Raw genomic sequence first — 13,009 nt, forward strand, 5'->3', positions numbered from 1 at the left:
CGAAGTCCAGCACCCGCCGGCCGTCCGGTCGGCGATCCGCAAGATCTTCCGCCGTGTGGTGCCCCTCTTCTTCGTGATGTTCGTCGCGAACTACATGGACCGCGTCAACCTCGGCTTCGCCCAGGACCAGCTCCGCGCGGACGTGGGGCTGTCCGCCGCCGCGTTCGGGCTCGGCGCGGGCATCTTCTTCATCGCGTACGCCATCTTCGAGGTCCCCTCCAACATGCTGATGGAGCGGTTCGGGGCCAAGGTGTGGCTCACCCGCATCATGATCAGCTGGGGCGTCGTCGCCACCGCGATGGCCTTCGTCAACAGCCCCGGCATGTTCTACGCGCTGCGCTTCCTGCTCGGCGTCGCCGAGGCCGGCTTCTTCCCGGCCGTCATCTACTACTTCAGCCGCTGGCTGCCCGACTCCCACCGCGGACGGGCCACCTCGGTCTTCCTGATGGGATCCGGCACCGCGACCGTCGTCGTGGGCCCCGTCTCCGGGGCGCTGCTGGAGATGCACGGACTCTGGGGCCACTCCGGCTGGCAGTGGATGTTCTTCGTCGAGGGCGTCTTCTCCGTCGTCCTCGGCTTCGTCGTCTACCGCTACCTCGACTCAGGCATCGAGCAGGCGACCTGGCTGACCGACGAGGAGAAGGCCGGCCTCGTCACCGCCATCGACGCCGAACAGGACGCCCGGGACGCCCTGCGCGGCACCAAGGCCCGCGTCTCCCGCTGGAAGCTGCTCGCCGACCCCCAGATGCTGCTCTTCCTGTGGATCTACTTCGCGATCAACGTCGCCCTGTACGCGGTGACGTTCTGGCTGCCCTCGATCGTCGACGACATCGGCGGCCTGAGCGACCTCCAGGTCGGCTTCCTGACATCCGTGCCGTGGATCTGTGCCATCGCCGCCGTGTACGTCAGCGGGCGGATCTCGGACCGCATCGGCAAACGGCGGCCGGTCCTGGTGGCCCTGCTCCTCATCGGCGGCTGCGGCACCCTGCTCGCGGTCTTCGTCTCGCCCTGGGTCGGTCTGGGCGCGCTCTGTCTGGCCGCCGTGGGCTTCAAGCCCGCCTCGCCCGTCTTCTGGACGATCCCGCAGAGCTACCTCGACGCCCGGGCGGCCGCCCCCGGCATCGCGCTGATCAACTCCATAGGAAACCTCGGGGGGTTCGTCGCGCCCACCGCCTTCGGGATCATCGAGGACACCACCGGCTCCACGAAGGGCGGGCTCGTCGGCCTCACCGTCGTCGGCTTCCTGGCCGCCCTGAGCGTGCTGCTGGTGCGGGGCGGCGGCCGTAACGACCGTGTCCGCGTCCGTACGTCGAAGGGGCTCGCGGCACCCGCGCCGGAGGAGGCGCCCCCCGGCACGGCCCGGACCGTGCGGGTGGAGCCGGGGGCGGCCTGAGGGGCGGGGTGACGGCGGTCTACGTCGTCACCGTGAGCCGGGCCGCGCGGGTGCCCAGGGAGGACGGCCCCGTCTCCACCGCGAACTCGCCCGGCTCCACGGCCCATTCACCCGCGTACGTGAACGAGGCGAGGGTCCGCGCCTCCAGCGGGAAGGTGACCTCGGTGCTCCCGCCCGGCGCCAGCTCCACCCGGACGAAGCCGCGCAGTTCGCGCACCCGGGGCCAGGAGGTCCCGCCCAGCACCCGGCGTACGTAGAGCTGGACGGTCTCCCGCACCGGCCTGCCGCCCGTGTTGGTGAGGCGGACCGTGCAGCTCAGCGGGCGCGCCCCGCCGTCGAAGCGGTCCACCGCCACGGACGGCAGGGACAGCCGGGGCGTGCCGTAGTCGACCGTCGTGTACGACAGTCCGTGGCCGAACGGATGGCGGGGCGTGGCGGGCTGGTCGACGTAACCCCGGTAGCCGTGGTCCTTGCCGTTGTAGAACACCGGGAGCTGGGCCGCCGAGCGGGGCACGGAGACGGGCAGCCGGCCCTGGGGTTCCGCCGCGCCGAACAGCACGTCCGCGACCGCCCCGCCTCCCCACGGGCCGGGGTACCAGGCGCTCAGCACCGCCGCCGCCCTGCCCGTGAGGTCCTCCAGGGCGTGCGGCCGGCCCTGGACCAGGACCACGACCACCGGGGTCCCGGTCGCGGCGACCGCGTCCAGCAGGGCCGACTGCCCTTCCGGCAGGGCGAGTCCGGCCAGGTCGACGCCCTCGCCGCACGTCATCTCCACCGGGTTCCCGGAGGTGACGACGGCCGCGCCGTTGGCGTCGAAACGCGCACCGGACTCCCGTGCGCTCGACCCGCCGAGGACCAGCACCGCCACATCGGCGTCCGCCGCCAGCGCCACCGCCCCGGGCACCTCCGACCGGTCGCCGCCGACGAGGCCGCAGCCCCGGGCGTACGTGACCTCGGTGCCCTCGGGCGCCGCGGCCCGGAGACCGGCGAGCACACTGCTGCCCGTGCCGGGCCGCTGCGGCGCGGTGTAGTCGCCGATCTGCTGCGGCACGGAGTCGGCGTTCGGCCCGATGACCGCGACCCTCCCGATGCGGCGGCCGGCCAGCGGCAACGTCACCCCGTCGTGCGCGAGGAGGGTGACCGACTCACGGGCGACACGCTCGCCGATCCGCTCCACGCGCGCGGGGTCCGCCTCCCGGACGCCGGTGTACGGGCGCTCGAAGAGGCCGAGGCGGAACTTCAGCGCGAGGACGCGTCCGACCGCCCTGTCGAGCGTGGACTCCTCGACCAGCCCCCGCCGGACCGCCTCCGCCAGCCTGGGGTAGCAGTCGTCCCACAGGCTCAGATCGGTGCCGGCCCGCAGCGCCATCGCCCCGGCCGCCACCGGATCGCCCGCCAGCCGCACCAGCCGGTCGATCGCGAGCCCGTCGGCCATCACCAGGCCGTCGAAGCCCCACCGGTCCCGCAGGATCCCGGTCAGCAGGTGGTGGTTGCCCGCGCACGGCACGCCGTCGAACTCGTTGTACGCGGCCATGACGCCCGCGGCTCCGGCCCGTACGCCCGCCAGCGCCGCCACGAGATGGATCTCGTGCAGCTCCCGCGCGCCCAGCTCGGTGGCCGCGCTGTTGCGTCCGCCGACCGTGGCTCCCTGCCCGGCGAAGTGCTTGAGCACGACGGCCGCACGGTCCGGCCCGATGCGGTCCCCGGCCGGCCCCTGCACACCCCGCACCAGCGCCTCGGTGAACCGCGCCGCCAGATACGGGTCCTCCCCGAAGCACTCCTCCGCGCGGCCCCAGCGCGGATCCCGCACCAGGTCGAGCGCGGACACCAGCGCCACATGGCCGCCGCGCGCCCGGAGCTGCCCGGCGGCGGCCGCCGCGGCCTCCTCGTACAGCTCCGGGTTCCAGGTGGCGCCGACCGCCAGGTTCACCGGCAGCACCGTCCCGTCCAGGGCCTGGAGACCGTGCGGCATCTCCTCGACCAGCAGGACGGGGATACCGAGCCGGGTGTTCTCGACGACGTACCGCTGCACCTCGTCCGAGACCCGCGCCCCGTCCGCCGCGCCGATGCCGGTCTCCGCCGTCACCCCGGACCACGGGTCGGCGCGCTGGAGCCCGTACAGCGCGCCCATGCCGTCACAGGCCGCCACCTCCGCGCGGAACGCGTCGGTCAGCCGGTGGCCGGACGGGGTGCGCTCGTACGCGTCCCAGCCGTACATCCGCTGGTTGACCTGGCCCACCTTCTCGGTGAGCGTCATGCGCGACAGCAGATCGCGCACCCGGTCGTCGACGGGCGCCTCCGCATCGCGGAACAGGGGCTCGGACATCGGTCGGCTCCTCAAGGGGTCGGGCGGTCAGCGCAGTTCGAGGACGCGCACGCCGTACGGGGCGAGGGTCACGTCCCGCACCGGGTCACCGCCGGTCAGCTCGCGCAGCTCCCCGTCCGCCGACGGGCGTACGGTCAGCTCCTCGCCGGACTGGCTCACCAGCCACACGAACCGCGTGCCGTCCTCGCGGACCAGGGTGTCGGCGCTGACGTACGGGGTGGGGACGGTCACCGGGCGCGCGGCACCGGCCAGTTCGGCGAGCGCCTCGTACAGCCGGTGGGTCTGCTCCGGGTTGGCACGCGCCGTACGGGCCGCCATGTGCTCCAGCGGATACGTGGCCAGGACCGTGCGGCCCGCGCCCGTCTCGTACCGCAGGAGCGCCGGGCGGCCGTGGGCGTCGGTGGCGACGACCCGTGCGCCCTCGGGGACGACGGGCAGGTAGGCGCGGCTGTCCTCGTTGCCCGCGACCGGGAAGGTCAGCACCTCACCGGCGGCTATCGAGCCGAAGTCCTCGGTGAACGTCATCTCCAGGACGTCGTCCTCGATCGGTTCGGCGACCCCGTACGACAGCTGGAGCTCCACCCCGAACAGCCCGTCGAGGTCGTGGAACCAGGGCCCCCGGGTCGTCGGGTACTCGCCCGAGCAGAACGACAGGTACACCGTGGCGCCCTCCCTCGCCCGGCGCTCCAGTGCGCGCCGGGTGCGGGTGGTCAGCTGGCGGGTCGACGGCAGCAGGTACAGCGAGGCGTCGTCCGGCAGCCCGTCGGCCTCCCGGGCGAACGCCACCGGCAGGTCGGCGCCGCGCGCCGCCACATAGCCCTGGTGCAGCGAGGTGAAGATCAGCGGGCGGTCGGCGGGCCGGCTGTACGGGTAGCCGCGCTCCAGGAAGGCCGGCACCACGAGGGCCGCGTCGGCGTCGGTGCGGCGGCAGCGCGGGAAGTCGACCCGCTCCAGGACCTTCGCGAAGGCGGCCAGCTCACGCAGCGGCTCCTTCGGGCGCCCGGCGCCGTCGGTGATCCCGAAGTGCATCTCGAAGGGGTGGTGGTCGTACGGCGACTGGTCCCACAGGTCGTCGTAGTCCGTGTTGTTCCAGGCCATCCAGCCGGTGGCCCCGCCGAGCAGCGAGTTGTGCAGGGTCTGCCGGTAGAAGATCCCGGCGTTCGCGGCGGAGACGACGTCGGTGGAGAGCCCGAACTCCTCCAGGACGACCGGCTGGCCGGTGACGGCGGCCAGCTCGCACTCGAAGGCGGCCCGGTAGTGCTGGCGCGGCCGGTCCGTGTCGGAGCGGTAGACGTGCGGGCCGACGAAGTCGACGTACTCGGCGGTCTCCCGCAGCGAGAAGCCGTTGTCGCGGCCGGTCACCTCGATGCCCCACGCGCCGTCGCCGAGCGACACCGGCTGGGTGCCGCCGGCCGCGCGCACCGCGTCGCACATGAACTGCGCCCAGGCGGTGACGACATCGCTCGACGGGGGGTCGACCTGGTAGATCCGGCCGTAGCCGGGCATCTCGTTGGTGATCAGCCAGCCCGTGACGGCCGGGTGGTCCTTGAAGCGGCGGGTCATCTGGGAGACGAACCACGCCTGCCGGCCGACGAGCCACACGTCCTCGTAGAGATCGCGGTCCCCGCGCCACGCCGGGTCCCAGTTCTCACCCGACATGTGGCCGACGATGAAGGTGGGGACCGTGCCCATGCCCAGCTCGTGGTGGGCGTCCAGGAAGTCACGGAAGCGGTCGCAGAGTTCCTCGTCGATCCGTCCCGGCTCCGGGTGGAAGTCGGGCCAGTAGAAGAAGGACCGGGTCATGTTCAGACCGTGCTCCCGGAGCACGGCCAGCTCCTCGCGCACCGTCTTCGGCTCGTAGTTCCGCCACATCAGCGGACCGCCGGTGCGGGACCAGAAGTTGGCGCCGAGCCACGGGAGGACGGCGGAGTCGTGGGTGAGCTGGGCGCTGTGGCGTCGCATGGTGTTTCTGGGTCCTCTTCGCTGTGCGGGGGGTGCCGGGGATGCGGCGGGTTCAGGTCGGGGAGGTCAGCGGGCCGGTCGATTCCCGTACGACCAGGCGGGGGCGGCCGTCGAGCACCGGTGGGGGCACGTCCTCCCCGCAGCCGGCGAGCAGGGTGCGGGCGGCGGCGGCACCGACGCGCTGCACCTGCTGGTCGACGGTGGTGAGCCGGGGGTGGACCCAGCGGCCGAGCGGGAGGTTGTCGTAACCGACCACCGACAGGTCGCCGGGCACCCGGAGTCCGGCGCGCTGCGCCGTGCCGATGCCGCAGACGGCCATGGAGTCGTTGGGGAAGACCAGAGCCGTCGGCCGGTCGGGCAGCGAGAGCAGCTCCTCGGTGACCTCGACGGCGGCCCGCTCGGTGAAGTCGCTGTGCCGTACGGCGACGGGCCGCAGCCCCGCCTCGGCGAGCGACTCCTCGAAGGCGGCCAGCCGCAGCCGGGTGTGCAGCAGTTCGGACGGGCCCGCGATGTAGGCGACCCGCCGGTGGCCGAGCTCCAGCAGATGGGCGACCGCCTCCCGTATGCCCGCCCCCTGCTGCCCGAGCCCCACCCTGGGCACGGGCGACCCGGCGTCGGGGGAGCCCAGCAGGACGGCGGGCAGTCCGAGGCCCCGCAGCAGCTCCGGGCGCGGGTCGTCGGCGCGGGCGTCGGTCAGCACGGCACCGTCGATCCGGCCCTCCGCGACCAGCCGCTCGTACAGCGCGCTCTCCTGGCCGATGTCCGCGACCAGGTGGAGCAGCAGACCGTAACCACGCGGCGCGAGCTCGCCCTCCAGACCGGTGATCAGCTCGCTGAAGTGCGGGTCGGAGCCCAGCACATCGGTGGGCCGCCGGACGACGAGCGCGATCGTACGGGTACGGGCCCGGCGCAGTGCCGTCGCGGAGGCGCTGGGGGACCAGCCCAGTTCGCTCGCCGCGTCCAGGACCCGGCGGCGGGTGGCCTCCGAGATCCGGCCGGTGCCGTTGACGGCCTGCGAGACCGCCGCGGTCGAGACCCCCGCGGCGGCGGCCACCGCCTTGATCGTGGGCCGTACAGCCGTACGACCCTCCAGACGCTTGTTCACATCTTCACCGCCCCGCTCACGAGAGCCTGCTGCATCCGCTTCTGGAGCACGGTGTAGACGGCCCAGACCGGGACCAGGGTCAGCACCGTGCCCGCCGTAAGGATGCCGTAGTCCGTACCGGTGAGGGACTTGAGCGTGGGCAGGGCGACCTGCACGGTCCGCAGGTCCGGGTCGGGGCCGATGATGACGAGGGAGTAGAGGTACTCGTTCCAGAACGTCAGGAAGTTCAGCAGCAGGATCGTCGCGATGCCCGGCATGCACATCGGGGTGTAGACGTGCCGCAGCACGGCGAAGGTGGACGCCCCGTCCATGCGCGCCGCCTCCTCCATCTCGCGCGGGATCGTCCGCATGAACTGCACCAGGATGACGACGGACAGCGGCATCGCCGTGGCCGGCAGGAACAGCACCATGAAGGCGCGGGTGTGGAACAGCCCGGTGGCGGCGGCCAGCAGGAACGTGGGGAACAGCGCGGCGAACGTGGGGATCAGGAAGCCGAGCGAGAACACCCGCTCCACCAGGGCCCCGACGCGTCCCTCCGTACGGGCGATGGCGAAGGCGGCCGGTATCGCGAGGGCCAGCGTGAGCACCAGCGCCAGCGCGGTCACCAGCATCGAGTTGAGGATCGCCGGGCCGAGGTGCGCGGAGGAGAACGACTCGGTGAAGTTGGCCGTGGACAGCGAGGTGGGCAGGGAGAACGGGCTGCCGAAGATCTGGTCGTTCGTCTTGAACGCCGAGACCAGCAGGTAGTAGAGGGGGACGACCAGCAGCACCATGTACAGCCAGGCGAAGATGTGCGCCGGCAGCCAGGACCTTCCGAACTTCATGGGACCGCTCCGATCAGTAGTTCTGGCGGAAGACGCGACGGATGGTCAGCAGCCCGGCCAGGCCGACCAGGAAGAGGACCACGCCGACGGTCTGGCTGTAGCCGAGGTCGGCCGCGATGAACGCCTTCTGGTAGACGAGGAAGGACAGCGTCGTCGACGAGCTGCCGGGGCCGCCCTGGGTCAGCAGCAGGACGTTCTGCGCGGAGCCGAACAGCGTCCAGAGGAACTGGAGCATCGTCACGACACCCACGAAGTCCCGGATGACGGGGAAGTGGATGCGCCACATGGCCCGCCAGTGCCCGGCGCCGTCGAGCTGCGCCGCCTCGCCGATCTCGTCCGGGACGCTGCCGAGCCGGGCGGCGAACAGGACGGCGGTGAACCCGATGCCGCTCCACACGTCGAGGACGATGAGGGAGGCCAGCGCGGTGGACGGCGAGGCGAGCCAGGCGTCGGTCATCGAGCCCAGCCCCACCGTGTCCAGCGCCCCGTTGAGCAGGCCGTCCGGGGAGAGGACCGCGTAGAACACCATCGCCTTGGCCGGGGTGGAGATCAGCCCGGGGATGAAGAGCAGATACCGCAGCACACGGTGGCCCGGCGGCTTCTGGGCGACGTAGTAGCCGAGCATGTACGCGCCGATGATCATCAGCGGCAGCGCCACGGCGAGCTGTACGGCCGTGTTGCGCACCGCGTCCAGGAAGACCGGGTCGGCCAGCACGGCGCGGACGTTGCCGGTCCCGGCGAAGGAGACCGGCTGGAGCATCCCGGGCCAGTGCAGGGCCGCGATGACGAAGATGGCGACCAGCGGGCCGACCATGAAGACGAGGTACCAGACCAGCGCGGGCACGGCGAGGACGGTGCCGCCCTGCGTACGGCGCCTGGTGGTGGAGGCGGACGGCGGGACGGGGGCCGGCCCGTGGACCGAGGCCCCGCCCGGGGCGGACGAGAGCATCGTCATAGGAGGACTCGCAAGGACTCGGGCGCGCGGATCAGGCCGTGCGGTAGGCGGATTCCAGGGCGGAGCGGACGGAGGCCGCGCTCGTGCCCCGGGTGAAGGCGGTGCTGGTCGCGGTGATCAGCGGCTGGGTGGCCGTCGGGGGGACGTACAGGTCGGGCAGGAGCGCCTGGCCGACCCGGTCGCCGAGCTGCTGGGCCTCGGCCACCAGGGGGAAGTCCTTGCTGACCGTGTCCGTCACGAGCGCCATGTCCCGGCCGCTCTCGGTGATGAAGCGCGACACCACGTCGGGGCGGTACATGAACCGGAGGAACTTCTCGACGTGGGAGATCTTCCTGGCACCGTTGGGACTGACCCAGAAGCCGATCAGGGTGTACGAGCGCAGGATGGTCGGCTTCTCGTGGGCGGCGCCCGGCGCCAGCGGCCAGCCGCCGATCTCGGTGTGCCCGGCCGCCTTCGCGGGGACCTTGGCCAGCGCGGAGGACATCGCGGACTGGATGGCCGCCGCCTCCGTGTTGTACTGCGTGGTCATCGTGTCGGAGGTCAGCCCCTGCGCCTTGTCGGCGAAGACACCGGCGTCCCGCAGCGTCACGAAGTAGTCGATGCCGGCCCGCGCTCCCCGGCTACCGCTGAAGTCCCCGGTCGTGTAGACCTGCCGGGCCTCCTCGGGGGTGAGGAAGGTCTGGATGATCTGGGCGAGCAGCTTCTGCCCCGTCCAGTCGTTGCCGCCGACGGTGACCGGCGCGATCCCCTTGGCCCGCAGCTTCCGCGCGGCGCCGATGAGCTGGTCCCCGGTGGTGGGGACGGAGCCGACGCCGGCCCGGTCGAGCAGATGGGTGTTGTAGGCGACGGGCCAGTTGGTGGCGAAGTACGGGAAGGCGCGGAGCCTGCCCTTGCCGTCGGTCCACTCCATGAGGGCGGCGGGCAGGACGCGGTCGCGCAGCCCCCAGTCGTCGAGATAGCCCTTCACATCGAGGGTGGCGCCGACATCGGTCCAGGCCAGCGTCTTGTCGTACAGGTTGACCATGACGACGTCCGGCTCCTTACGGGCCAGCCGTGAGGTCTCGTACACCTGGGGGAGGTCGTCGCCGTTGACGAGGTTCTTGACCCGGATCCCCGGGTTCTCCTTCTCGAACGCCTTCACGACGGCGGTGTACGTGGCGGAGCCCGGCGCGGTGGTCCCGAGCTGGGTGTGGACGAGCAGCGTGCCGGGGTCGGAATCGGCCGAGGCGAGCGTGGAACAGCCGGACATTGCGGGGAGCGCGGTAGCGGCGGCGAGGCCGGAACCAGCGGCCAGGAAACCGCGCCGACTCAGGGGTGAGCGCACAGCGGGATGTCTCCAACCAGGACGGGAACCAGGGTGGTTAATCGATGTACCAGCAGGTTGCGAGAAACTTAGGGGCGCGCGGCGGAACGGTCAACCCCCGGTTGCACATGCTGGAAGGCCCGACATTTCGGGCGGGGGTGAAGGGGTGGCCGCGACAAAGGTATTGATCCGAAGATCGTTCTGTTGGAGGGTGAGGCATGCAGAATCTGCCGACCTTCGTCCTGGTCCACGGGGCCTTCGCGAACTCGTTCTCGTTCGCACCGCTGCAAGCCGAACTCGCCCTGCTGGGACACCGGTCGGCCGCCCTCGACCTCCCCGGCCACGGTTTCGGGGCGACCTTCCCGGCGGCCTACCAGGCCCCGCAGGACCTCGACGCCCTCGCCGCCGCACCGGGGAGCATCAAGGGCGTCACGCTCGCGGACAACGTGGCCCGCGTGACCGAAGTCCTCGAACGCGCCAAGCGGAACGGACCCACCGTCCTCGTCGCCCACAGCAGGGGCGGCCTCACGGCCACCGTCGTCGCCAACACCCGGCCCGAGCTGATCGACCGCATCGTCTACGTCTCGGCCTGGTGCCCGGTCGATCTGGACGTGGCCGGCTACTACGCCGAGCCCGAGATGGCGGACGTCGACCCGGGAGGCTTCGCCGCCGCACTCGTCGGGAACCCGGCCGAACTGGGCCTGCTCCGCACCAACTTCCGCACCGCCGACCCCGCGACGCTCGACGCGTTCAAGCAGGCGTTCGCCGCCGACCTCACCGACGACGAGTTCCGGACCTTCCTGAACACCTTCCAGCCCGACGAGAGCCTCGACGGTGGTACGCCCGACGACCGGGCACAGGCCGCGACCTGGGGCCGGATCCCCCGGACCTATGTGCGCCTGGCAGCCGACACCAGCGTGCCGCCCGCCGTGCAGGACCGCATGATCCGCGAGGCCGACGCGCTGACCCCCGACAACCCTTTCGACGTACGGACGCTGGAGGGAAGCCACCTGCACTGGCTGGTCCACCCGAAGGCCGCCGCGGAGGTGCTCGCGAGCCTGGCGGGGAACTGAACCGACGGCCCGGGGATCCGGCCTGCGCCGAACGCCCCGCCGGGCAGGCGGGGCGTTCAGGACACGCCCTAGGCCCAGGAGCGGACGCCCACGAGCTCCTCGGAGATCTCCCAGACACGCCGCGCGTCCTCGGTGCCGCGCAGACGGCCGTACAGCGCCTGCTCAGCCGGAGGGCCGCCCAGGTGCCCGGGCCCGCTCGGCCCGTAGAACCCGCCGCCCACGGCGTCGGGTGACGTGGCGGCGTGGAGGGCGGGCAGCTGGGCCGTGCGCACCGTCCCGACGACGAGGCCCCGGGCGGACAGGGCGCGGATCACGCGCACGCCCAGGGTGTCGTCGGCGCGGCCGACCTCGGGGCGGGCGGCGAGCAGGCTCGTGGGCGCCACCCCCGGGTGCGCGAGGTTGCTCGTGATGCCCCAGCCCGCCGCCTCGCTGCGCCGGTCGAGTTCGAGGCCGAAGAGACCGAAGGCGATCTTCGACTGGCTGTAGGCGCGCATGCCGTTGTAGGAACGCTCCCAGTTCAGGTCGTCCCAGTTGATGGCGTGACGGTTCGCCGCGACGCTGATCTGGGACGTCACCCGGGCCCGGCCGGCGCGCAGCAGGGGCAGCAGGTGGTTGACCAGGGCGAAGTGGCCCAGATGGTTGGTGCCGAACTGCAGCTCGAAGCCGTCGGCCGTCGTCTGCCGGTCGGGCGGGGTCATGACGCCGGCGTTGTTGACGAGCAGGTGGACGGGGCGGTCCTCCTCCAGCAGACTCCGGCCGAGCTCCGCGACGGAGGCGAGCGAGGAGAGGTCGAGCGCCCGCAGCGAGACGTCCGCGCCGGGGGTCCGCTCCCGGATCCTGGCGGCCGCCTCCTCGCCCTTACGCGGATTGCGGACCGGCATGACGACCTCCGCGCCGGCGGCGGCCAGGCGCATGGCGATGCCGAGGCCGATCCCGTCGCTCGCCCCGGTGACGACGGCGCGCCGACCGGTCAGGTCGGGAACGGTGATGTCGATGTCCTGGCGTGACATGTGCGTACTCCCTGCACTCCCTGACGATGTCCTTCCCTCCACCGTGACTCCGACGACCGGACCTATCCAGGGACTCCCGATCCACTGATACGGCGCGGCTGCGCCTCGACCCGCGACGCCGCCGTACCGGGGGATCGGCGATCCGTGGATAAGCACCGGTGCGCGCGTTAGAAAGGATCCGTACGGGAGGGAGAGCGCGCATGGAGATCGACCGGGCCGGGCTCGCGGCGTTCCTGCGCCGCCGCCGGGAGCTGCTGCAACCCGAGGACGTCGGCCTGCCGCGCGGACAGCGGCGACGCACCAGCGGGCTGCGCCGCGAGGAGGTCGCCGAGCTCTGCCACATGTCGACCGACTACTACGCCAGGCTGGAGCGGGAGCGCGGCCCGCAGCCCTCCGAGCCGATGATCGCCTCGATGGCGCAAGGGCTGCACCTCTCCCTCGACGAGCGGGACCATCTGTTCCGCCTCGCCGGCCACGCCCCGCCCGTACGGGGCACGGGCGCCGCCGACGAGCACATCAGCCCCGGCCTGCTGCGCATCCTCGACCGGCTGGACGACACCCCCGCGGAGGTCGTCACCGAGCTCGGGGAGACCCTGCGGCAGACGTCCCTCGGCGCAGCCCTCACGGGCGACACGACCCGGTACACGGGCCCGGCGCGCAGCATCGGCTACCGCTGGTTCACCGACCCGGCCACGCGCGAGCTCCACGCCCCGGCGGACCACGCGTTCCTCTCCCGGATGTTCGCGTCCGGCCTGCGTGAGGCGACCGCTCTCCGGGGCCCCGGTTCCCGGGCCGCGCACTACGCCGAGCTGCTGCTCACGCGGAGCGACGAGTTCCGCGCCCTGTGGGACACGCACGAGGTCGGCGTCCGCCCCCAGCACGTCAAGCGCTTCCTCCACCCGGAGGTCGGCGCCCTCGAACTCACCTGCCAGACGCTCCTCGACCCGGACCGGTCGCACCGCCTGCTCGTCTACACCGCGGTCCCGGGGAGCGAGAGCCACGACAGGCTGCGCCTGCTGGCGGTGCTCGGGCCGCAGGCGGTGCGCTGACCCGCCGGG

10 protein-coding genes are annotated in these 13,009 nt (G+C 72.3%); 3 read left to right on the forward strand and 7 right to left on the reverse strand.

Features of this window, described 5'->3' with window-relative positions:
• Positions 1 to 55: 55 nt before the first annotated feature.
• Positions 56 to 1,393: an MFS transporter gene (locus tag ACZ607_RS00220; RefSeq protein WP_469731801.1), complete on the forward strand. Its 1,338-nt coding sequence runs from the start codon at positions 56 to 58 to the stop codon at positions 1,391 to 1,393.
• Between the two features lie 19 nt (positions 1,394 to 1,412).
• Here ACZ607_RS00220 and ACZ607_RS00225 read toward each other — a convergent pair whose 3' ends face one another.
• From ACZ607_RS00225 to ACZ607_RS00250, 6 genes are read right to left on the reverse strand one after another with little or no spacing between them, the layout of a single operon-like run.
• A complete protein-coding gene (locus ACZ607_RS00225) occupies positions 1,413 to 3,719 on the reverse strand; it encodes a glycoside hydrolase family 3 N-terminal domain-containing protein (protein WP_469730203.1) in 2,307 nt (768 codons plus the stop codon).
• Positions 3,720 to 3,746: 27 nt separating this feature from the next.
• Positions 3,747 to 5,681 carry a cellulase family glycosylhydrolase gene (locus ACZ607_RS00230; protein ID WP_469730205.1) on the reverse strand — a complete coding sequence of 645 codons (1,935 nt, stop codon included), beginning with the start codon at positions 5,679 to 5,681 and terminating at the stop codon, positions 3,747 to 3,749.
• Between the two features lie 52 nt (positions 5,682 to 5,733).
• Positions 5,734 to 6,786 (reverse strand): LacI family DNA-binding transcriptional regulator, encoded by a 1,053-nt coding sequence (locus ACZ607_RS00235; RefSeq protein WP_469730207.1) that lies wholly within the window; start codon positions 6,784 to 6,786, stop codon positions 5,734 to 5,736.
• Positions 6,783 to 7,610: a carbohydrate ABC transporter permease gene (locus tag ACZ607_RS00240; protein ID WP_469730209.1), complete on the reverse strand. Its 828-nt coding sequence runs from the start codon at positions 7,608 to 7,610 to the stop codon at positions 6,783 to 6,785. The genes ACZ607_RS00235 and ACZ607_RS00240 overlap by 4 nt, the downstream gene beginning before the upstream one ends.
• A gap of 13 nt (positions 7,611 to 7,623) precedes the next feature.
• Positions 7,624 to 8,565 (reverse strand): carbohydrate ABC transporter permease, encoded by a 942-nt coding sequence (locus ACZ607_RS00245; protein ID WP_469730211.1) that lies wholly within the window; start codon positions 8,563 to 8,565, stop codon positions 7,624 to 7,626.
• A 31-nt stretch (positions 8,566 to 8,596) separates the two neighbouring features.
• The gene (locus ACZ607_RS00250; protein WP_469730213.1) at positions 8,597 to 9,889 is read right to left on the reverse strand and encodes an ABC transporter substrate-binding protein; all 1,293 of its coding nucleotides are present in this window, start codon (positions 9,887 to 9,889) and stop codon (positions 8,597 to 8,599) included.
• 197 nt (positions 9,890 to 10,086) lie between these two features.
• On the opposite strand from ACZ607_RS00250, the gene ACZ607_RS00255 reads away from it, so the two are divergent.
• Positions 10,087 to 10,941, forward strand: a complete 855-nt coding sequence (locus tag ACZ607_RS00255) for an alpha/beta fold hydrolase (RefSeq protein WP_469730215.1) — start codon at positions 10,087 to 10,089, stop codon at positions 10,939 to 10,941.
• A gap of 68 nt (positions 10,942 to 11,009) precedes the next feature.
• On the opposite strand, the gene ACZ607_RS00260 is transcribed toward ACZ607_RS00255, so the two are convergent.
• Entirely contained in the window at positions 11,010 to 11,951 is a 942-nt protein-coding gene (locus ACZ607_RS00260; protein ID WP_469730217.1) for an SDR family oxidoreductase, read from the reverse strand.
• A gap of 200 nt (positions 11,952 to 12,151) precedes the next feature.
• Here ACZ607_RS00260 and ACZ607_RS00265 point away from each other — a divergent pair, with 200 nt between their 5' ends.
• Positions 12,152 to 13,000, forward strand: coding sequence for a helix-turn-helix transcriptional regulator (locus tag ACZ607_RS00265; RefSeq protein ID WP_469730219.1), 849 nt, complete (start codon positions 12,152 to 12,154; stop codon positions 12,998 to 13,000).
• The last annotated feature ends 9 nt before the right edge of the window (positions 13,001 to 13,009 follow it).

The organism is Streptomyces sp. NPDC104381, from assembly GCF_055583745.1.